The 20,826-nt window shown below is 36.6% G+C and carries 21 protein-coding genes; 7 read left to right on the forward strand and 14 right to left on the reverse strand.

The window, feature by feature from the left end; all coding sequences use genetic code 11:
• Positions 1–26: 26 nt before the first annotated feature.
• The 3 genes from P3L37_RS10870 to sra form a co-directional block, all read right to left on the reverse strand.
• A complete protein-coding gene (locus tag P3L37_RS10870) occupies positions 27–956 on the reverse strand; it encodes a Gfo/Idh/MocA family protein (RefSeq protein ID WP_109911283.1) in 930 nt (309 codons plus the stop codon).
• A 330-nt stretch (positions 957–1,286) separates the two neighbouring features.
• Complete coding sequence (locus P3L37_RS10875; RefSeq protein ID WP_109911282.1) at positions 1,287–2,066, reverse strand: YaeF family permuted papain-like enzyme; 780 nt, start codon at positions 2,064–2,066, stop codon at positions 1,287–1,289.
• 226 nt (positions 2,067–2,292) lie between these two features.
• A complete protein-coding gene (sra, locus tag P3L37_RS10880; RefSeq protein WP_004910503.1) occupies positions 2,293–2,481 on the reverse strand; it encodes a stationary-phase-induced ribosome-associated protein in 189 nt (62 codons plus the stop codon).
• A gap of 284 nt (positions 2,482–2,765) precedes the next feature.
• Between sra and P3L37_RS10885 the strand changes: the two genes are divergently transcribed.
• Positions 2,766–3,410: a glutathione S-transferase family protein gene (locus P3L37_RS10885; protein ID WP_004910501.1), complete on the forward strand. Its 645-nt coding sequence runs from the start codon at positions 2,766–2,768 to the stop codon at positions 3,408–3,410.
• Positions 3,411–3,458: 48 nt separating this feature from the next.
• On the opposite strand, the gene P3L37_RS10890 is transcribed toward P3L37_RS10885, so the two are convergent.
• Positions 3,459–3,800, reverse strand: a complete 342-nt coding sequence (locus tag P3L37_RS10890) for a hypothetical protein (protein ID WP_181937006.1) — start codon at positions 3,798–3,800, stop codon at positions 3,459–3,461.
• Positions 3,801–4,163: 363 nt separating this feature from the next.
• Between P3L37_RS10890 and P3L37_RS10895 the strand changes: the two genes are divergently transcribed.
• Positions 4,164–4,859 (forward strand): aspartate/glutamate racemase family protein, encoded by a 696-nt coding sequence (locus tag P3L37_RS10895; protein WP_110731887.1) that lies wholly within the window; start codon positions 4,164–4,166, stop codon positions 4,857–4,859.
• Positions 4,860–5,543: 684 nt separating this feature from the next.
• Positions 5,544–5,759 (forward strand): CatA-like O-acetyltransferase, encoded by a 216-nt coding sequence (locus P3L37_RS21395; protein ID WP_410479548.1) that lies wholly within the window; start codon positions 5,544–5,546, stop codon positions 5,757–5,759.
• Positions 5,760–5,894: 135 nt separating this feature from the next.
• Here the strand turns inward: P3L37_RS21395 and P3L37_RS10900 are convergent, their stop codons facing one another.
• A complete protein-coding gene (locus P3L37_RS10900; protein WP_155242205.1) occupies positions 5,895–6,056 on the reverse strand; it encodes a hypothetical protein in 162 nt (53 codons plus the stop codon).
• 240 nt (positions 6,057–6,296) lie between these two features.
• Here P3L37_RS10900 and ttcA point away from each other — a divergent pair, with 240 nt between their 5' ends.
• The gene (ttcA, locus tag P3L37_RS10905; protein WP_004910491.1) at positions 6,297–7,211 is read left to right on the forward strand and encodes a tRNA 2-thiocytidine(32) synthetase TtcA; all 915 of its coding nucleotides are present in this window, start codon (positions 6,297–6,299) and stop codon (positions 7,209–7,211) included.
• A gap of 260 nt (positions 7,212–7,471) precedes the next feature.
• Here ttcA and zntB read toward each other — a convergent pair whose 3' ends face one another.
• Both zntB and P3L37_RS10915 read right to left on the reverse strand, forming a co-directional pair.
• On the reverse strand, positions 7,472–8,455 hold the full coding sequence (gene zntB / locus P3L37_RS10910; RefSeq protein WP_004910490.1) for a zinc transporter ZntB: 984 nt from the start codon (positions 8,453–8,455) through the stop codon (positions 7,472–7,474).
• A gap of 351 nt (positions 8,456–8,806) precedes the next feature.
• The gene (locus P3L37_RS10915; RefSeq protein ID WP_272667298.1) at positions 8,807–10,429 is read right to left on the reverse strand and encodes an ABC transporter substrate-binding protein; all 1,623 of its coding nucleotides are present in this window, start codon (positions 10,427–10,429) and stop codon (positions 8,807–8,809) included.
• Between the two features lie 704 nt (positions 10,430–11,133).
• Between P3L37_RS10915 and tpx the strand changes: the two genes are divergently transcribed.
• Complete coding sequence (gene tpx / locus P3L37_RS10920; protein ID WP_004910486.1) at positions 11,134–11,637, forward strand: thiol peroxidase; 504 nt, start codon at positions 11,134–11,136, stop codon at positions 11,635–11,637.
• Positions 11,638–11,715: 78 nt separating this feature from the next.
• On the opposite strand, the gene P3L37_RS10925 is transcribed toward tpx, so the two are convergent.
• The 7 genes from P3L37_RS10925 to pspA form a co-directional block, all read right to left on the reverse strand.
• Positions 11,716–12,090 carry a hypothetical protein gene (locus P3L37_RS10925; protein ID WP_042851578.1) on the reverse strand — a complete coding sequence of 125 codons (375 nt, stop codon included), beginning with the start codon at positions 12,088–12,090 and terminating at the stop codon, positions 11,716–11,718.
• Positions 12,091–12,412: 322 nt separating this feature from the next.
• Positions 12,413–13,972, reverse strand: a complete 1,560-nt coding sequence (gene tyrR, locus P3L37_RS10930; RefSeq protein WP_004910482.1) for a transcriptional regulator TyrR — start codon at positions 13,970–13,972, stop codon at positions 12,413–12,415.
• Between the two features lie 239 nt (positions 13,973–14,211).
• Entirely contained in the window at positions 14,212–15,267 is a 1,056-nt protein-coding gene (locus P3L37_RS10935; protein WP_109911277.1) for a YcjF family protein, read from the reverse strand.
• Positions 15,264–16,661, reverse strand: a complete 1,398-nt coding sequence (locus P3L37_RS10940) for a YcjX family protein (RefSeq protein WP_196718504.1) — start codon at positions 16,659–16,661, stop codon at positions 15,264–15,266. Before P3L37_RS10940 ends, P3L37_RS10935 begins: the two co-directional genes overlap by 4 nt.
• A 344-nt stretch (positions 16,662–17,005) precedes the next feature.
• The gene (gene pspC / locus P3L37_RS10945; protein WP_109911274.1) at positions 17,006–17,362 is read right to left on the reverse strand and encodes an envelope stress response membrane protein PspC; all 357 of its coding nucleotides are present in this window, start codon (positions 17,360–17,362) and stop codon (positions 17,006–17,008) included.
• Positions 17,362–17,592, reverse strand: coding sequence for an envelope stress response membrane protein PspB (pspB, locus tag P3L37_RS10950; RefSeq protein ID WP_004910474.1), 231 nt, complete (start codon positions 17,590–17,592; stop codon positions 17,362–17,364). Before pspB ends, pspC begins: the two co-directional genes overlap by 1 nt.
• A gap of 80 nt (positions 17,593–17,672) precedes the next feature.
• On the reverse strand, positions 17,673–18,338 hold the full coding sequence (gene pspA, locus P3L37_RS10955) for a phage shock protein PspA (RefSeq protein ID WP_004263893.1): 666 nt from the start codon (positions 18,336–18,338) through the stop codon (positions 17,673–17,675).
• A gap of 270 nt (positions 18,339–18,608) precedes the next feature.
• On the opposite strand from pspA, the gene pspF reads away from it, so the two are divergent.
• Together pspF and P3L37_RS10965 are read left to right on the forward strand one after the other, a co-directional pair.
• The gene (gene pspF / locus P3L37_RS10960; protein ID WP_109911273.1) at positions 18,609–19,625 is read left to right on the forward strand and encodes a phage shock protein operon transcriptional activator; all 1,017 of its coding nucleotides are present in this window, start codon (positions 18,609–18,611) and stop codon (positions 19,623–19,625) included.
• A gap of 494 nt (positions 19,626–20,119) precedes the next feature.
• Entirely contained in the window at positions 20,120–20,725 is a 606-nt protein-coding gene (locus P3L37_RS10965) for a hypothetical protein (RefSeq protein WP_004910472.1), read from the forward strand.
• Positions 20,726–20,826 lie beyond the last annotated feature (101 nt).

Raw genomic sequence — 20,826 nt, forward strand, 5'->3', positions numbered from 1 at the left:
ATAATTACTTTTACAAAATAAGATAATTAACCACTGACTTTATTCATTGTAGAGATCATTTTTTCAACCATTCTTTGAGCCTTCAAGCCCTCTTCTCCACTGATCAAAGGTTGAGTTTGGTTTGAAACAGAATCAATAAAATGCCGAATTGCACCATCAAAACCGCGTTGAACCAAAATGGAGTCCCAATTAGCCGGTTTTTTCTCGCTGATCCCAACGGCATTTTCACTCCACCAATGGTTCATATTGGTTATTTGATGAATACTGTCCTCAGCAATGACAACAAGTTGCTCTTGTTGGCTTCCGGCTTTGCGATGCATCGATGTTGTTAGCCAACATTGGCCAGCTTGCATATGGTGCTCGGCATAAAACAATTCATCAGTATTTGTTTTGTGAATGCTACCACTGATCAGTTTTGCATTACTTTGTGCAATCCACATTATAGTATCAATGACATGCAAATAATCATCTAATAACGTAAACCTGAAGTCATTCGGCCCTACGCTATCCATACGGTGTTTATCCATACGAATAGACGCTATATTTTTAATATCTTGTTTAATTGCCAAATAAAACGGCGAGAAACGGCGGTTAAATCCAACCATTAACATTTTTTGACGTCGCGCTGCTAACTGAATTAATTGCTCCGATTGTTCAATTAACTCAGTCAATGGCTTATCAACATAGACATGAACGTCAGCCTCTAATAGCAGCTTGATTACCTCAAAATGGCTTTTGGTCGCACTGTGAACAAAAATAGCATCACATTGCTGTGCTAGTGCGTTAATACTGCTAAACAGGGGCATTCGATAACTATCACACACCAATTTTGCCTTTGATTGATTTGGAGAAAAAGCACCAACCAACTCCCAGTTTTCCTCTTTAGTTAAAATTGGTAAATACGCTTTTTGTGCAATAGAACCTAAACCAACTACACCCACCTTTAATTTTCGCATCGTAAACACGCCTGTTAATGGTTAATCTCTGCAAGAATAATCTCATTAATATCAATTAAAAAAATTTTTTTTTTGTTAAAAAAACAATTTTGATGAGAAATAAATACACAATAGATTGTTTTATATAAACAAAAAATGAAAATAAACAGGGAGAGTGAATAAGTAACTGCATAAAAAAAAGGGTTGATTTCTTAAATGAGAATGGTTATCTTTTACCTCGTGAATACTTGAGTAAATCACTCAAGTTTATCACAAACGACATTGCTCACATTGCTTCCAGTTTAGCAGGCCAACTTCATATGTTGGCCTTTTTTTATTTAAAATAATCTATTATTTTCTGCGTATTGCACTACTAAAACTCCATGATTTCAAATGCCCAACATATGCTAGGCGTTGAGTGGGCATGAAAGTCGGCACATCACCGGTTCGCATATGCAATATATCCGCAGGTGTTATCCACGATGAATTACCTTCAAATAAGGGAATACCCGCATACTTATAAGCATCTAGGACAAACTGCGAACAAAAGAAACCATTAGCTTGGTCCACATCATCGCCTAACTGAACTTTAGCTAAGGTTTTTAAGCAAAAATTACGTATCGTTTCACCAATTAACGGAAGTTCACATACTCTTTTAGTGATCATCCAAGGAGCAATCATCACAATGCCTTTATAGTTATACTTGTTTCCATTATTTTGAACTGAAAATTCGCGTAATTTTTCTGCATGTAATGATGTTAAGCCTGCTTGTCTCAATACCACCATGTTATTAGAATCTTTCACTGCTTGGTCTAAGGTAATGATCCTAACGCCACTTCCCACAGATTCAGCAACTTCGCCCAAGCCTAGATAAATAGATGCATGGCTTACTCCGCTAATACTAAATAACCGAATTCCCCATGAATTTAACCCTGTAGCAGACGATAAAAGAATATCTCCGGGCAACATATCAGAAACTGCCAACGGTTCAACGGAATCCTCAATAGGAACCGTATTTGCGTGTTGAATATTAAATTTTAAGCGATTAGTTTCTTCATCTGATTTAAATTGAGTAGAACACCCTGAAAGAGAAAAACAAAATAAAAATAGTAGGCAACAATAAAATTTCATTCTACAACACCCAATAGTGATCTTTCTTTTTAGTTTTTAATTAATGCAGATAATATCCTTTAATCTATTTTATGACTACCGTTTATTTTTATAATAAGAGGCTCTGAATGTTACGCGTAGGAATGGTGTATATTGAAGTGAGTTAATGTAAGTTAATAAGAAAAATCCAATTTTAATTAAATAGCATCAACCCCCTAGTGAATACTAGAGGGTTACATTCATTCAATTAACTAATAACATATTCTGGGTAAAAAACAGTTACTGAATGATATGTTTTCTTTTCTGTCGCTTTATTCTTTTGTACTGCAACTGCGGCATTATCTTTAGAACTTAGCGAAACACGTATGTTTTTCTTAGAACGACTTAATTTATAAGGCATACCTAACAAACGACGTGCATTATTATTACTAACCATTATCGACTCCTTAAACTACTAAATTAAAAATTCATTAAAAAAATGAACATCAAAAAACATAGTCATCGTTGACCACAAAGGCTTTTTTGTTTCATAATAATAACAAAACAAAGTGTAACTTAATCAGTATAACACTAAACTAGTAATATATAATCCAGTTTTATTTATTAGTTCCCAATGGTTACTATATATTTTACGTTAAAATTATATTCGGTTTGCTTGAAAGGCTATTTTAATAAAAAACATGTTATTGGGTTATTTCATACGACTAAGCAGAGGTGTAAATGTTAAAAATATTAGGCCGCACTTCGTCAATTAATGTCCGAAAAGTATTATGGACTGCACATGAGCTTGATCTTAAATTTATTCATGAAGATCACTGGGGAAATCATGAGAATTTAATTCAAGTCGATTTTTTAAAATTAAACCCCAATGCGCTTATTCCAGTCCTTGTTCATGAACAAGGCTCATTATGGGAGAGCAACACAATTTGTCGGTATCTAGTGGCAAAATCCCAACGGACGGATTTATTACCCGAAGAGCCACTTGCTAGGGCTGAAATAGAAAAATGGATGGATTGGCAAATCTCAGAGCTCAACCCAGCATGGCGAGCTGCATTTATGGCACTAGTAAGACAGGATTCTTTTTTTCTACAACAACCTGAAATCGTGGAAAAAAGCATCCATTTATGGAATGAAAAAATGCAAATAATTGAATCTGTGTTATCAAAAAATCAGCCCCAAAAAAATCATCAGAACTATCTCTATGGAAACCATTTTTCTCTAGCGGATATCGTTATCACATTATCAATCCAACGTTGGCTATTAACCCCGATAAAACGCCCTAACACACCATTTTTACTTGACTATTATAAAAAAATGATAAATCGCCCTGCAGCATTAAAATGTATAAACCAACAGACCGCATAACAAATAACCTAAAAGCGTGTGCTACAAAATTTTAGCACACGTAGTTCCTTATTCGAGCGGTGAAGCAGGACTTGAGCACTTATCTTTCCAAATTTGGTTAACCTGTTCAGGCAATAATATTTCATGTCCTCCGTCAATAAACGGAATAGAAATATCCATGCGGCCTTCATCATTGGTATAAGATTTAACAATAAAACGCTTAAATCCGTCAGGCTTATCATTTTTATATCGATACACCTCCCCACAAACATAACCAACCTTACCATTATCCGCAGTGTAGCGAGAAAAATGATATTCAATATTTCTAAATTTTGCTGCTTGTGGGTACGCTAAAACATCATAAACATTCTTTTTTACTTGCTCAACTAAACTCAATTGAGTTGGTTTCATATATAGTGCCCCTAACAGAAATGCAGCACCAAAAATAAGTATCGCAATGATTACTTTAAAAAAATTCATTTTTATTCTCGCCATATATGACCAAATTTATTGAAATAATGTTCATTATGATGATAACCAGATATCAATTAAAATCCATCTTTAAAACGTAAATATTCTTATATTTATCATTTTGTTATTTAAATAAGTTCAACATTAAAACCTTATTGTGTGTAATGTTAAGTTGAGTTTAATATTACAACTGTTTTTTACTCTTAATCCCCTAGAAAATTTCTCGTTTCTATTGTGATCCTCTGTAAACAATCAGTATAGTAAGAAAAATAATAACACTGCATGATAATAGGAAGTTGAAAAATGAAAACAATAGGCCTCATTGGTGGTATGAGCTGGGAATCTACATTACTATACTACCAACAACTTAATGAAGGAGTGAAACAGCAGTTAGGTGGCCTACATTCTGCTAAAATTGTTTTATATAGCGTCGATTTCGCTGAGATAGAACAGTATCAGTCCAATGGGCAATGGGATTTGGCAGCACAATGTTTAGCAGATGCAGGAGAGCGTTTAAAGCTTGCAGGCGCTGATTTTCTGGTTCTTTGCACCAATACTATGCATAAAGTAGCACCACTAATTGAATCTCAAACCGGTCTTCCATTATTACATATAGCTGATGCAACAGGTGAACGGATAACACAGTCAGGTATAAAAACAATTGGACTCTTAGGAACTGCGTTTACGATGGAGCAGCCCTTCTATAAACAAAGGTTGATTGATAAGTTTAATTTGGATGTTCTAGTACCTAGCGCTCAAGATAGAAAAATAATTCATGATATTATTTATAATGAACTATGCTTAGGAAAAATAAACAAAGAATCTAAACAGGAATATCAACGTATAATGACATCTCTGGTAGAAAAAGGTGCTGAAGGTATCATTTTAGGATGCACTGAAATAACATTACTTGTTAATCAACATGATACTACAGTAAACATATTTGATACCACCGCCATTCACGCACAAAAAACAATTGAAGTTGCGCTATCTGCTTAATCATTATTACCTAATAACAGACGCTGTCTTCAATAATTATTGTTAAGATAGTTTCTGTTAAATAATGGTAGCAAAATTGACATATCATCTAGTTAAAAATCACATTTTGCGCTATTAAATAGAATTTAATATTAGCCAATTCTCACCTTTTGATTATAAAATACAATAATGCTATTTTTTATCGTTTATTGCACTAACTCTATTCTTATAAGAGTTACTTTAACTTAACCACCTTAGATTTGTTTTTTATTAAATTTACAGATTATTACCCATTGAATATTAATTCTCATCTAAGATAATAAAAAAATTAAGATTAAATTTTTGACAGGTTATTATGTATAAAAATAATGTTGGTAATGTTGTATTAGGCGGATTTATTAAACAAAAACGTATAGAACGTCAAATTACGACAAGAAAAATGGCTGAACTAATATCTATTTCTGAAAAATCATACATAAAATATGAAGATGGAACTCTTTCAATATTTATTGACCACCTTGTAATGCTATCTAAAATACTCAATATAGATGTCAAAACATTATTTCATATCTACGTCAACGCACAACCATGAGCCTGAATATATTGTACTATCACAAAAATTTTGCTTTATATTGAAAGGGTTAAATATAGTACTTAGACAAGAGTTATCACCAGCAATTAACGTTGTATAAAGATAATCTCAGTTTGCATCCTCAATCACAGCAAATTGAGAATGTATTGTATGTGTCATCTTTACCTTGGGTTTCATTTGACAGTTTTAATCTAAATATTGCAGATATTACTAATGTCTTTACCCCTATATTTACTATGGGAAAATACTATAATGACAACAATAAAACATGGCTGCCTCTAGCAGTACAGGTACATCATGCTTGTTTGCGATGGCTTCCATGTTGGTAAATTTTTAACTGAATTACAAAAATTATGTGATAAGCTAGCTCATTAGTACCATAAATTACTCACCGTTATGAAGGAAGCTAGCCCTTCCTTCATTTGTCGTGGGTTAATCTCGTTATAATGGCACTCTCAGTATTTTTAATTCAAAAATAATAAGCTCATATAAATGGCATCCCCAATAGTACCACTTTGAAAAAAATATTCCGTTGGCGTAATTACCATTTTAATAGTGCTGGTGAGTAAAGACGAAACCAATTCAATAGGGTCAGTTGCAGGCATAGTTCCTCCATATTTTGTCATACACTACGTTCTAAGTAGTGCTTATACAATGAGATAAAGGCTATAAAGAAGACGCCATACCCCAACAGATTTTCACCTCTTTTAACGAACTGGTATCACTCCCCCCCCAGCTTCTGCTATTATGAGCCTCTTTTTATAGATCTCGCTGATTAGGCTTTAAGCACAGAACAATAATAATTTAACAGCTGAAAGTACAATTAACCATCAGCAACATAAACCCCAGTAGCAGAACAATATAGAATGACAACCAATAAAGAACAGTACAACTTAAATAAGTTGCAAAAAAGAATTCGCCGTGATGTTGGCCAAGCAATCGCTGACTTTAACATGATAGAAGACGGTGACCGGATAATGGTTTGCTTGTCTGGAGGTAAAGATAGTTACACATTACTTTCCATCCTGCAAAGTTTGCAAAAAAGTGCCCCTATCCAATTTTCATTAGTTGCGGTTAATTTGGACCAAAAACAACCTGGCTTCCCTGAGCATATTTTACCTGCATACCTTGATAACCTTGGTGTGGAGTACAAAATTGTTGAAGAAAATACCTATGGGATCGTAAAGGAAAAAATTCCTGAAGGGAAAACAACTTGCTCATTGTGCTCTCGTTTACGACGTGGAATTCTGTATCGTACAGCAACTGAATTAGGTGCAACTAAAATTGCACTTGGTCACCACCGTGATGATATTTTACAGACCATGTTCCTAAATATGTTTTATGGCGGTAAGTTAAAAGGCATGCCTCCTAAATTAATGAGCGATGACGGAAAACACATTGTTATCCGACCACTCGCTTACTGCCGAGAAAAAGATATTGAGCGCTTTGCACAGGCTAAAGAATTTCCAATTATCCCTTGTAATCTATGTGGCTCTCAACCAAACCTGCAACGTCAAGTTATTAAAGAGATGCTACGTGATTGGGATAAGCGTTATCCTGGCCGTATCGAAACAATGTTCCGCGCCACTCAAAACATTGTGCCGTCTCATTTATGTGATACCGAATTATTTGATTTCAAGAATATTTCTCATGGAGATGAAGTTATCAATGGCGGTGACCTTGCGTTTGACAAAGAAGAGCTGCCTCTCCAACCTTTTATAGAGGAAGATGATAAGCCCGACTTTGCAGCTGAACGCCTTGATATTATTGAAGTTAAATAATATTTATTATAACCTCCTTGTTTGGAGGTTATTTTTTGCTCGGATTTAATGCAAAAAAAAAGCCGATGTAAATTACATCGGCATTACAGTGGTCAATTATTCTGTATAAGAACTCAATATGAGAAAAACTACAATTATGGAGCACAACGTTCATCGCTCAACGTTGCATTCACCTGCAGGACTAATACTGCACTAAAACCTCAGTAGTTTTATTGATTTATCTCAAACTAGGTCCGGTTATAGGAAATAAGTCATCAATATTAGAGCCATCGGCTTTTTCTTAGCCACCATAAGACGGTTGCGATTAAAACGGCTAATAAAACGCAAAAGACACTAAAGGCAAAGCGGAATTCATTACCGGGGATCCCTCCTAAATTCACACCAAACAAACCCGTTAAAAACGTTGTTGGTAAGAATATCATGGCCATTAATGACATCGTATAAATACGCCGGTTCATCATTTCAGTCATCATATTCGTTATCTCATCAGAAATAATCGCTGTACGTGCTATAAATCCATCGAGATCTTCAATGCAACGCCCTAACCGGTCAGAAATCTCTTGAATTCGACGACGATTAGTTTCATCTAACCAAAGTAATTTTTCCGTTGTTAAGCGAGAAAACATATCTCGTTGTGGAGCCATATAACGGCGGATTACAATAATTTGCTTACGGAGTAATGCAAATTCTCCTCTATCAGGAATTTGGCCATTTAATATGGAGTCTTCCATATCAATTAAACGCTCATGCAAAGAATCTGTAAAATCACTTATTTCATCTGTAATAGAATCAGCAACCTCTACTAGCCAATCACCTGTGCTTTGCGCACCTACTCCCTGTTTTAAGTCATCAATAACAGAGTCTAAAGAGTTTACTTTTCGGTGACGGCTAGAAATAATTACCCGGTTATTAATAAATACTCGAAATGCAACTAATTGCTCAGGACGCTGGCCAGTATTGGTATTTAAAGTTTGCAATGTTAATAAAATGCCATCACCAACACGTATCAAACGCCAACGCCCTGAATGCCCTGATAGCGCAGACTTAACTTGGTCATTAAAGAGGTCTGATTGCTGAATCCAATTAAAACTTTGAGGATCTTTATAATCATAATGAAGCCAGAACGGAGACTGCTGGCTCGCACTCGCATTCACATCAATGGGAAGTAATCCACCGTCTCCATTTAACTGAAATGCATGTACAGGATTTGAATTTTGGAATAAAGAACCATAAATCAGCCCCATGCAATATCTCCCTTTTATAATCAATACGGTATTTGTAGTCGAATAAATAATTCTTTGCAATTATTTCAAGAATCACTTCCACAATACATGAATAAAACAACAAAGAAAAAAGAATGAGATTAACATCTTATAAAAACAGACAATTCCTCATAAATCACAAAATATCGCCATTTTTGCTAAATAAAACCACATAATTGACACAAATGAGCAATAAAATTTACGATGAGTTTTTTATTATAAAAAGGTAGTGTTTATTCCTTTTTTTGGTCCTCCTTCCCATTCTCCAGAGGAAGGAGCTTTTTTCTTTTTGTCAGAAAAACAGCCCACAACATGTGCAGGCTGAGATCTTTTTTAATGTTTAATAATATAAAAGCTATGGCTATATGCGACATCTTCAGGGTTGTTAATCGGGTAACCTTTTAGCCAAGGCTTAATTAGGCGTGCATTGGTATATTGATAAATAGGTGCGATTGGCGCTTCTTTTGCAATGATAGCTTCTGCATTATTATAATAACGGTTGCGTAATTGCGCATTTGTTTCAATACTCGCCGATGCGATAACCTCATCATATATAGGGTTGTTGAATTTTGGTATATTACCACTATGCTGAGAAGTGAGCAGAGACAAGAAGGTTGAAGGCTCATTAAAATCCCCTATCCATGATGCGCGTATAACATCAAAATTTCCTGTATTACGGCTATCTATATAGGTTTTCCATTCTTGATTAACTAGTTTGACCTCAGCACCTAGCTTTTTCTTCCACATAGAAGCAATTGCTATAGCAATTTTTTGATGGTTTTCTGAACTATTGTATAATAACGTTAATTCTAATGGGTGATTTGGACCAAAACCAGCTTGTTGTAATAACACTTTTGCTTGCTGGTCTAACTCTTTTTGTGAATAGCTATTATAAAGCCCTTTTTCAGGCTTAAAGCCATCAGTGACATCAGGAGTAAAATAATTTGCGGGCTTCTCCCCTGTACCTAATACCTTATTCGCAATTAATTGGCGGTCAATCGCCATGGATAATGCTTTTCTAACACGAACGTCATTCGTTGGTGCACGTTGAGTATTAAAAGCATAGTAATATGTCCCTAATTGGTCTGGTGTAAAGACTTCATTAGGAATATCTTTTAACAATTTTTGATAGCGTTGTTTTGGAAATGATTCGGTAATATCTAGATCACCCGCTAAATAACGATTAGTTGCATGAGACTCTTGGTTAATCGGGACAAAAGTGACTTTAGTGATGACTGTATTTTGATGATCCCAATAATTTTTATTTGGTACCAAAACAATTTTTTCATTAACCACTCTGTCTAATAAAACAAAAGCGCCATTTCCAACTAAATTTCCGGCTTTTATCCAGTCATTACCAAACTTTTCAACGGTTTTTTGGTGAACAGGAAATAAACTAAAGTTAGCCGTTAACGAAGGAAAATAAGGTACCGGCTTATTTAGAGTAATCTTTAGTGTGTGCGTATCAACCGCTTCAACACCTAGTTGCTCAACTGGCAATTTACCATCAATAATATCTTGCGCATTGTTAATGCCTGCTAGTGCTGCAAACCAAGCAAATGGTGATGTTGTTCCAGGTGAAACAAGTCGCTGCCAGCTATAAACAAAATCTTGAGCCGTGACAGGGTCACCGTTTGACCAATGTGCGTCAGATCTCAGTGTAAATGTCCAAATACGATTATCAGCCGTATCCCAGCGTTGAGCTACTCCAGGGATCGGCTTTCCATGATCATCTTGGTTAACCAGCCCTTCAAATAAGTCACGCATGACTTGTGCTTCTGTTAACCCCACTGATTTTACTGGATCCAAAGATGCGGGTTCGTCTTTTAAATGCCGTGTAACTTCTTGGTTTTCAGCTAAAACTGTACCTGTAGGTATCACGGCACTAATAGCTGGTGTAGTAACAAAAACTGAAGAAATCAAAATCGCTAAAGATGTAAATGAATGTTTATGCATTATATTTTCTATCTTGTTAATATAAATAAAGGTAACTAAAAGCCTAGTTAAATGATTTCAAATGAAGATGCTATTATTAACAACGTTACTGCATTTACTGATTAAGTTTCATTTCGGTAATTTGAATGTTGGAAAAACCCACTATACCAATAAAAACATAAATTTATGATGTAAAAAACCATATCTAACATAGGTAATATCAAGTCATAATTACTCTGTAGTTTATCTTAATTTATCATATGCTTTCATATTTTAAATATCCACATTTCTCGTGTAATTAATTGATTTCCTAACTCAAATATACATAAATTAATACTCATATTATAGAACCATAACCCTATCTCTATCATTTTTCAGGTAATTAAATAATGACTCAAGAAACCAATACAGATCGATTTCCTTTTGTTACACTTCATAGGTCAGTTTAAAAAGTGCATAACAAAAAACGCAAGCATTGATAAAGCTTAGTAGTTATATAATGATGATGCACCATACTGTAATAAAAAGTAGGTAAAATTATCTTGTTTTGCCCCATATAGGACTCAAGGTAAGAGATAAAGTTTCCGTATAAAATTTGGTCATTAGTACAATGTAAAACTCAGCACTGCGTAACTGCCCATTAAAAAACCTTTAATCGCAAAGATTTTTTATTAGAAGATAGATTAAGTTATCAGTGACTCACTTTATGAATGGGAGAAAAATTCATGTCGCAGACAGTTAAGTTAAAAGGTAATGACATCACAGTTAACGGTGTCTTTTTACAAGCGGGCTCAAAAGCTAAACCTTTTACCCTTGTCACCAAAGATCTCAGCGAAGCAACGCTGGAAACCTATGAAGGTAAACGAAAAGTTTTAAATATCTTCCCAAGTGTCGACACTGGCGTATGCGCGGCGTCAGTTCGCAAGTTTAATAAGCTCGCAAACGATTTGGATAACACTGTTGTATTATGCATTTCTGCTGATCTACCTTTCGCACAAGCGCGTTTTTGTGGTGCAGAAGGTTTAGATAATGTTGTTACGCTATCTTCTTTCCGTAGCGGCTCGTTTGCGAATGACTATGGTGTTGATATTGCTAGTGGCCCATTAAAAGGCTTGAACGCTCGTTCCGTTGTTGTCCTAGATGAAAACAATAACGTTATTTATAGCCAATTAGTTCCTGAAATAACTGAAGAACCTGATTACGACAGCGCATTAAATAGTTTGAAATAAGCTTTTGTCATATTTAGTTCACTGTAGTTAACAATAAAGCGGGAATTTCCCGCTTTATTGAATAATATAAACACCACTCTAATCTACGTGAGCCCAATACAATGGTTGGTGGTTCTTTGCATTAACAACATTCGCAAATAACTTGTTGTCACTCATTATAGAAATCAAAGTATGAGAGAGCGTACTCAATACTTTTAAGGCTTGGTCCTGGGTAACAGGACAGCAAGATGTCAAAATATCAATAATGAGGTCTCGAGGCTTATGGCCATTTTTTACCAGCGCCTCCCACGTAAAACGATTTTTCTTCGCTAAATATTTTACTGCAGCTTTATTCATCAGATAAAGTTCGGCGGCTGAGGCGGCAGACTCAAACATATCATTTTTATAATGGCTCTGGCTCATGTATTCGCGTAGCTTACGATTTACAACGAAATTAATAGTGAATTGATCCATGGCAACTCCTTGTAGGCTGAAACCCATCAGATGAGATTACGATACCCTAAAACAGCAGCTGTCTTTGTTATATAGCAGGAAAATTCACCAATTAGCAATAGTATTAGCAGGGTTTTGCCATATCAAACACAAGATAAAAAAGATACGTCTTTAAAATAAGATTGAGACAATGCCCCATTTTCATAGACTTCATCCATTGTTCGCACTACATATTGGCAATACTTATTCAAACCGTCTTCCGGTATTGTTGTTGCTGTGCCAGAGCCACTTAAAACCAGCCCTGTTATTGCGAATACGTAAGTTATTCTTTTATACATTTAATTTAATTTTGCTCTTTTTTCGTATTAAGGCCATATTCTCTCAATTTATTGGCAATTGCCGTATGAGAAATATCCAAACGTTTAGCTAATTTACGGGTACTCGGATAATCGCGATACAAACGTGCTAATACCGATGCTTCATAACGTTTAGTGATTTCATCTAGCGAGCCATTGAGTGAATCTAAAGCGAGTGCGGGGGTATTAACTACATCAGGTAATTGGATATTATCTGCATCTAATATATTGCCATTAAGTTGCGTTAACCCTTGATAAAGAGCATTTCTCAGTTGCCTTACATTACCCGGCCAATAATAACTACTTAAATATTCTATCAACGAAGGTGCCAATTTAGGTTCAGCAATATGAAGCTCTTTGGAAAAACTGGCGACAAATGTTTTGGTCAGCGGTTGAATATCTTCTTTACGTTCACGCAATGGAGGAATAGTTAATGTCAGTACATTCAAACGATAGTAAAGATCCTCTCTGAATTTCTTTTCGGCAACCAATTCAGGTAAATTTTTCTGTGTTGCACAAATCACACGAACGTTCACCTTAACTTCTTTTTCTTCCCCAACACGCCTAAATGTTCCATCATTTAAAAAACGTAATAACTTAATTTGCATTTGTGGCGACATTTCAGCAATTTCATCAAGCAACACCGTTCCGCCATTGGCTTGTTCAAAAAAACCCTTTTTGCCTTCAACCGCATTTGGATAAGCACCCGCTGCATAACCAAATAATTCACTTTCTACGACATCATCCGGCATCGAAGCACAATTTAAGCCTAAAAACGGTTCTTTTCCTCTCGCACTATGCAAATGACAAGCTTTCGCTAAGATATCTTTCCCAGTCCCCGTTTCACCGACAAGTAATAATGGCTCATCCAGCATAGCAATACGTTTGGCTCGTTCAACCACATTTGCCATGACAGGGCTAACAGCAATAATTTGTTCAAAACCGCTGCCATCTACCTCAATAACTTGTTGGCGTTGCTTATCTAAAATTGCAGCCGATTTCAACAGTAATACCGCACCAGTACAATGGGATTTACCATTTTCATCAGCCAAAATAATAGGTGTTACTTGCATCAAATAGTCTTGGCCTTTAATGACAACTTTCTCGGTGTACGCCTCTGGTGACTCCCGTTCAAACCAACGTACTAGTCCTTGACTACCAACTAACTGTGAAAAGGTTTTTTCTCGAATTTTAGCCTCATCATAACCAAATAACTGCAATGTCATTGGGTTAATCAACTCAATATTTAGCTTGTTGTCTATGGATAAAACAGGTTCTGGAAATGAGTTTAAGAGCGCCCAAACGGCTTTATGTTCTCTTTCTGAAGGCATAAAATAAATTCGGCGAACATCAATAACACCATTAATACGGCGTATTTCTGCCATCAATGTGCTGAATACCTGAAAATCTACAGGTGTAAAGTTGAGGTAAATCCTACGTTGAGGAGAGATTTCAATACCTTTTAAATCAATATTTTGTAGAACTAAAAGGTCAAGTAATTCACGCGTTAAACCGATACGGTCTTGGCAGGTCACTTCGAGGCGCATAGGTAAGAACCTTCATCAAAAAAGCCGAGAGAATAAAGGTATTTTAGCCTTAAACATTAAGGGAATACAGTGTTTGTGTCACAAATTGTTGACAGCTTGTAAGCTTTATAATCATCAACAAATAAAATCACGGTTTTCCTTTATTTTTTAAGGCTTGAAATAAGAATAAACACATTAATCAATAAATGATGCTGCAGAGTGAGCAAAAACTGTCAACTCACCCTGCCAATGCGATTGTTTTACGCTTTTTCTTTTTTGCTGGGAATGACATTTTTTAACTGGCCAATTAACTGATGGCGAAAATCGGCTAAACGTGGCTTGTTTTCTATCCAAGGTAGTGGTCGACATAATTCCATCGCCTTAATACCTAAACGCGCAGTTAACAAGCCTGCTCCAATACCTTGTGCTGCTCGTGTTGATAACCGTGCGGTAATGTCTTGAGATAGCCAATCCATCCCCACTTCACGAATTAATTCAGACGCTCCCGCAAAGGCAATATTAATGAGCACCATGCGAAATAGCCGAATTCGGCTATAGTAACCGAGTTCAATACCATAGATTGCCGCGATCCGATTAATTAGACGAATATTTCGCCAAGCAATAAATGCCATATCCACCAGTGCTAGCGGGCTCACCGCAATCATGATGGCCGATTCTGCGGAACAACGACTAATTTCTTTACGAGCTTGTTCATCAAGGATAGGCTGAACCATTCGACTATACAATTCAACAACTTCCCTATCATTATGAGAGTCATGAAGAGTGGCTTGCCAATTAGCAATTGCAGGATGTTGCATCGATAACGCAGATTGTTTAGCCAGTTTTTCACAAAAAGCCTTTCCTTGCCCCATACCATGACTGTGCAATAATTCGCGAGCAAAGTCCCGTTCCTCCGCACGTTCTCTCAGGCGATACAACCGCCGCCATTCGCCAACAACAGACCCAACACCCGCCACAACGATTAAACCGCCCGCGGCAGCGACACCTAACGCAGTCCAATCTTGTGTTACCCATGATTGGTGGATCCAAACGCCGAGCTGAGCAACGACACTGACCCCAAAAATTCCCGCAGCCGCGCCAACTAATTTACGCCAAAAACTCCGTTTTGGTTTTAACGCTTCGTTAATCAGGCTTTCAACCTCACCTTCTTGGTTGTCCTGCTCTGTTTCCAAAGACACTGGTGTAAATTTTTCAAGTTCACGTTCATCAAAAACTTGGGCTTTTTTTAGCGATTCTTTCGTCTTATTTTCACTATGTTCAGCAAAATCTAAACGCTGTTTTAAGGGTTCATTCATTTCAGCTTATCTCCCAACAAAAATTCAAGCGCACTGTCCATACGAATGTGTGGCAATGGTTGATCCATTGGCGTTGGCCTTGGTCTGAAATCTTCAAATTGAAAACCTTGAGTTTGCCAGAATTGTTCATTCGGCAAGCGTTTTGGCACTTCCCCTGGGTAAAACATTAACGGTTGACCATCACTTAGCCGATTCCCTTTTAACGCAGGTAATTTTTCACCTTTATAGTCTACCAGACCACTTTCGGTAGCTTGTATTGATGCTAGACCCACACAATCCATGCTGATCCCCTCAAACGCAGCATGCTGCCATGCCTCTTGCACTAGCTGTTGCAACAAAGCCACTAAATTTGCATGTTGGTCTGGTGTTACGTGATCTGACTTACTTGCGGCAAAGAGTAATTTATCAATACAAGGTGAAAATAAACGCCTCAGTAGTGTGCGCTTTCCATAATGAAAACTACGCATTAATTGCGTTAATGCCATTCTCATATCATTAAAAGCATCAACACCACTATTTAGCGGTTGTAAGCAATCAACTAACACAATTTGTCGGTCAAAACGTTGGAAATAATCACGATAAAAGCCCTTTACAACATGCTCACAATAATATTGATAACGTTGCTGTAGTGCGCCAATATTGGTGTTTTTACCTGCCTGTGCGAACTTTTTGTCGCCATATTTGGCCACATTCGGCCATGGGAAAAATTGCAGAGCCGGCGCTCCTGCTAATTCAGCGGGTAAAACGAAACGTCCCGGTTGAATAAAGTGCTGCCCTTGGGCCTTGCATTCCACTAAATACTGAGTGTAGGCAGCGGCAATTTCAGCAAGCAAATTTTCATCAACTGGCGCTAAAGGGTCACATTTTTCACACAATGCCAGCCAAGGTTGGGCTAAATGTGCGCGTTCCCCCTTGATTAAGGTATTCATTTGTTCAGACCACGCTAAATAATTTAAATCTAGCATGGGTAAATCCAACAACCATTCACCGGGGTAATCGACAATCTCTAAATATAATGATGAGTTATCAACAAAATGACGCAAAAAAGAGTCTTCTGAGCGGTAATGTAATTTAAGGCGTATTTCACTGACTCCCCTTGTTGGTGTTGGCCATTGCGGGGGCTCCCCATAAAGAGAAGCAATACCTTCATCATACGCAAAACGTGGTACTGACAAATCACGGTGAGGTATCCGTTTAACACCTAGTAACCGCTTATCTCGCGCAGCAGAAAATAAAGGCAGCCGTGCCCCGGCATTCACATTCAATAGTTGATTCACCAGTGAAGTAATAAATGCGGTTTTTCCACTACGGCTAAGCCCTGTTACTGCGAGCCTAACATGACGATCAACACTTCTATTCATCAAATCCGTTAATTCACTGTGCAGTCGTTTCATGCTCCTCCCAAGACTTATCCTTTCAATTTAAACCCATTTTACGTCATATTGCGTACTATAATTTAGCATAAAACAAATTGTATTAGGTTAACCGTTTAATTAGTACATTGAGCAACCATTTACTCGTCAATAATTTAATGATTTTACCTACGACTCCGGCTGGGCCATATGTCATAAGTAATACCGCAGCGATTCGAATACTTTTTTGTAGAATAAGTTTCTTTACAAATTTTTTGATTCGATAACGAACGTTATTTGCCATATGTCACTCACTTATTGATAAAAAACAAAAGGGATTTGGTTTTGAAACCTAATCCCTTATCATGTGATGGCGATACGATTTGCTATAGATTTCGAAATTTACTGTTCACTGTATAAGTATCTGAAGTAACGTATCTTTCAATCTGGCGTAACTTCATTTCACCGGATTTTAATTGTGTATCAATTTGGTTAATAAGACTACTCACTTCTGGGCCAATATCTTTCTGTGAACGGTAGCCACTTGGTGCCGCTTCGACAACAAAGCACATCACGATGTACAAAATCAAAGTAATACCAAAGCTTACAAATAAGGCTAATACGGCTAATGCTCTGACCAAAGCAACCGGAAGTTCTAAGTACTCAGCAATACCCGAACACACACCACCGAACACACGTCTATCCGTTAAACGATAAAGTTTGCGGTTGCGAAATTGAGTCATTATTTTTGCCTCCAATTTGGGTGTTCTGCATCCAAAATATCTTCAAGCGTTTTAATGCGTTGCTGCATCTGTGATGCTTGCTCTGCTAATTGCATCAAACGTTGTACTTCATTTTCAGTTAGCTGACTCCCCTGCCCATTATTTTTTTTGCTGTAATGTAGCCACAGCCAAATAGGCAGAATAAAAATGAGAAAAATAATTAATACGAGAGACAGAAAAACGTAGCCCATCACATATCCTTATACATATGGTTAACCTATCTATGGCACTGATACGATATTGCTAACGTACCAGTGCATCAAAATAACTGTTACTGATCTTTATTGATTTTAGCTTTAAGCGCCGCTAATTGCGCGCTTATTTCATCGTCTGCTTTTAACTCTGCAAACTGTTGATCCAGTGATTTTTGTTTACCAATACCATAACTTTGAGCTTCACCTTCCATATGGTCTATACGGCGCTCAAACTGTTCAAAACGAGCCATTGCTTCATCCAGTTTGCCGCTATCCAGTTGGCGACGAACATTACGACTAGATTGTGCTGCTTCCATACGAACAACCATTGATTGCTGTTTCGCACGCGTTTCTTGCAGTTTGTTTTCTAATTCAGTGATTTCACCTTTTAAACGGGTCAAGGTTTCATCAACAATAATCAGCTCGTGTTTTAAGGTATCAACCATTGCACTCACTTTTTGCTTTTCAATCAGTGCTGCACGCGCTAAATCTTCTTTATCTTTCACCAGTGCTAATTCTGCTTTTTCTTGCCAATCAGCAACTTGTTTTTCGCCCATTTCAATACGGCGCTCTAAGCCTTTCTTTTCAGCTAAAGTGCGTGCTGATGTAGAACGGATTTCAACTAGCATGTCTTCCATTTCTTGAATCATCAGACGGATCATTTTTTGCGGATCTTCTGCTTTGTCTAACAAAGAAGCGATGTTTGCATTAATGATATCGGCAAAACGTGAAAAAATACCCATTATTTATATCCCCTTGATGGATTTAATCATTCTGTAGCGCCTCGACCTGATTTGGCTTCCAACCCATACCTGACGCTCCGTTAGTCAAACAACAAATAGCATGTTGTATTTAGCTATTACAATTCACATATTGCAACTCACGTGCCAACTTTAAACAAAAATTCATATCACAATGATTTTAAATAAAATAATTATAAACTTTCTCTAAAATTCATTTTAGTTTATAGTTAAAGCATCGGTATTTCCAACCAACTATTGGTAAAAAAAACCATGAAAGAAACCAACGAACCTATTCTTGGCGTTTCAAGTAATTTTCTCGATGTACTCGAACAAGCTTCTGAACTTGCTCAGCTCAATAAACCTGTTTTGGTTATCGGTGAACGCGGTACGGGTAAAGAACTTATTGCAGATAGACTTCATTACCTCTCCCCACGCTGGCAAGAAGCTTTTATCTCTCTCAATTGCAGTGGACTCAATGAGAATTTACTGGATTCTGAATTATTTGGACATGAAGCCGGTTCTTTTACAGGTGCCCAAAAACGCCATCAAGGGCGTTTTGAACGAGCAGACAAAGGCTCTCTTTTTCTTGACGAGCTCGCTACCGCACCGATGTCCGTTCAAGAAAAATTGCTGCGAGTCATTGAATATGGTGAACTTGAACGAGTCGGTGGAAGCCAAGCATTACACGTCGATGTTCGTTTAATCTGTGCTACAAATGCCAATTTACCTGAACTTGCCAAACAGGGCCGTTTTCGAGCTGACCTCTTAGATAGGCTGGCTTTTGATGTTATTCGCCTCCCCCCACTGCGTGAACGGCAGCCTGATATCTTATTATTAGCAGAACATTTTGCCATTTTAATGTGTGGTGAATTAAAACGTTCACACTTTACAGGTTTTACATTACATGCCCAACAAGCTCTGCAACACTACCCATGGCCAGGTAATGTACGCGAATTAAAAAATGTTATTGAGCGCTCAATATACCGCCATGGAAACTGTGCTGATCCCGTTGATAATATTATTTTTGACCCATTTGGCGAAAAACTTGCTGAGCTACATGAATCACCAAGTTCACTCCCCATGCCACATACCCAACAACAGAATACAATTTTGCCTTCATTACCATGTGATTTACGTCAATGGCAACAACAATCCGAAAAAGCGCTATTAAAACAAGCACTAACAGATAGTCATTTTAATCAACGTAAAGCTGCACAACGGTTATCATTAAGTTATGATCAACTACGAGGCTTAATAAAAAAACATCAAATAAACATTGAGAATTAATAATACGTAGTTCAAATAATTTGAATTTATTGTTTGAACTACTGTATTATACTTAAACATCAAAAATTCAGGATTAAAGAATTTGGGTTATTACTTATTACTAAACATTTCCAATTTTATATTTTGGTTTCAAAAATCATTTATTCATCTCACTAAAAAAAACATATTTTCAATAGGGAAAATCAAAACAAAAATATTCAAGAAAAATAAATTTATAAGCAAAAACAACAAGTAAGACAATATCACCTTTTCCAAAAACATACAGAATTTAAATAAAAATAATTATATCTAGTAACTTATACTAATTAGCATGCATAAATAATGATTTATTTTAGCACATTTAGTTAATTATATAATCATAACTATGTTTATTTTAATCATGTTAATGTCAACCAATTAAATTATTTTTACACCTTGTCATATTTAACTACTGTGCGAAATATATTTATATGATATCTCTATTAATATGATATTTATTATATGAGGAGCCTATCATGAAGAATATAAATATACTTGCTATGACCTTTTTTCTTCTCGGCTTATCTCCTACAGTCAGCGCAGAATCATTAATGAGAACATTCTCTTACTGTGATGCGACTTTTTTCGAGAAAATGAAAGAGTATCCCGCTTTAAATGATGCATCTAATGCATTGAAAAACATGAAATTAGATGATGGTGAACAAGTTTCTGTTAATCTCAATTTTTCACCTACTGGAATTGTGACTTTTAATCGTTTTTTTGTTAGTCATAGTAATTTCGATAAATATGATGACTTCACCTATTTAGGCTTACGTGGCCAATACTATTTTTGGGGATTTGAAACCACTCAAAGCTTTGAAGAGGTTATCCGTTATACTTCATCAAGAATTGCTATTCTAAAGGTGGGAAATACTTATATCTACTCACCCATGATCCGCCACAATTTGCAAGGCCAATGGGTGTTTAACGAATACGCAACGCAAGACTATAACTTGGCCCCAAATGCAGCTGAAAAAATGCTGATTATTGAAAAGGATGAACAAAGAGGAGTGGTTCGTTTCTTATGTACACTCCAAGGTAAAGTGACCGATGAAGACCTACACTATGTGGGTTTAGAGTAATAACGAGAAATGAAGCTAAACGAGCTTGTTGATACAAAAAAAAAAGCCAGCACCCAAGCTGGCTATTAAATAAAACACTGGAAGCAATGTGAGCAATGTCA

Origin of the sequence: Providencia sp. PROV114, from assembly GCF_032704305.1 — a bacterium.
GTDB lineage: Bacteria > Pseudomonadota > Gammaproteobacteria > Enterobacterales > Enterobacteriaceae > Providencia > Providencia rettgeri.

Excerpts from the sequence above, each read along its gene's own strand:
- P3L37_RS10870 (WP_109911283.1), bottom strand. The coding sequence starts at position 956 with ATGCGAAAATTAAAGGTGGGTGTAGTTGGTTTAGGTTCTATTGCACAA.
- P3L37_RS10875 (WP_109911282.1), bottom strand. The coding sequence starts at position 2,066 with ATGAAATTTTATTGTTGCCTACTATTTTTATTTTGTTTTTCTCTTTCA.
- sra (WP_004910503.1), bottom strand. The coding sequence starts at position 2,481 with ATGGTTAGTAATAATAATGCACGTCGTTTGTTAGGTATGCCTTATAAA.
- P3L37_RS10885 (WP_004910501.1), top strand. The coding sequence starts at position 2,766 with ATGTTAAAAATATTAGGCCGCACTTCGTCAATTAATGTCCGAAAAGTA.
- P3L37_RS10890 (WP_181937006.1), bottom strand. The coding sequence starts at position 3,800 with ATGAAACCAACTCAATTGAGTTTAGTTGAGCAAGTAAAAAAGAATGTT.
- P3L37_RS10895 (WP_110731887.1), top strand. The coding sequence starts at position 4,164 with ATGAAAACAATAGGCCTCATTGGTGGTATGAGCTGGGAATCTACATTA.
- P3L37_RS10900 (WP_155242205.1), bottom strand. The coding sequence starts at position 6,056 with ATGACAAAATATGGAGGAACTATGCCTGCAACTGACCCTATTGAATTG.
- ttcA (WP_004910491.1), top strand. The coding sequence starts at position 6,297 with ATGACAACCAATAAAGAACAGTACAACTTAAATAAGTTGCAAAAAAGA.
- zntB (WP_004910490.1), bottom strand. The coding sequence starts at position 8,455 with ATGGGGCTGATTTATGGTTCTTTATTCCAAAATTCAAATCCTGTACAT.
- P3L37_RS10915 (WP_272667298.1), bottom strand. The coding sequence starts at position 10,429 with ATGCATAAACATTCATTTACATCTTTAGCGATTTTGATTTCTTCAGTT.
- tpx (WP_004910486.1), top strand. The coding sequence starts at position 11,134 with ATGTCGCAGACAGTTAAGTTAAAAGGTAATGACATCACAGTTAACGGT.
- P3L37_RS10925 (WP_042851578.1), bottom strand. The coding sequence starts at position 12,090 with ATGGATCAATTCACTATTAATTTCGTTGTAAATCGTAAGCTACGCGAA.
- tyrR (WP_004910482.1), bottom strand. The coding sequence starts at position 13,972 with ATGCGCCTCGAAGTGACCTGCCAAGACCGTATCGGTTTAACGCGTGAA.
- P3L37_RS10935 (WP_109911277.1), bottom strand. The coding sequence starts at position 15,267 with ATGAATGAACCCTTAAAACAGCGTTTAGATTTTGCTGAACATAGTGAA.
- P3L37_RS10940 (WP_196718504.1), bottom strand. The coding sequence starts at position 16,661 with ATGAAACGACTGCACAGTGAATTAACGGATTTGATGAATAGAAGTGTT.
- pspC (WP_109911274.1), bottom strand. The coding sequence starts at position 17,362 with ATGACTCAATTTCGCAACCGCAAACTTTATCGTTTAACGGATAGACGT.
- pspB (WP_004910474.1), bottom strand. The coding sequence starts at position 17,592 with ATGGGCTACGTTTTTCTGTCTCTCGTATTAATTATTTTTCTCATTTTT.
- pspA (WP_004263893.1), bottom strand. The coding sequence starts at position 18,338 with ATGGGTATTTTTTCACGTTTTGCCGATATCATTAATGCAAACATCGCT.
- pspF (WP_109911273.1), top strand. The coding sequence starts at position 18,609 with ATGAAAGAAACCAACGAACCTATTCTTGGCGTTTCAAGTAATTTTCTC.
- P3L37_RS10965 (WP_004910472.1), top strand. The coding sequence starts at position 20,120 with ATGAAGAATATAAATATACTTGCTATGACCTTTTTTCTTCTCGGCTTA.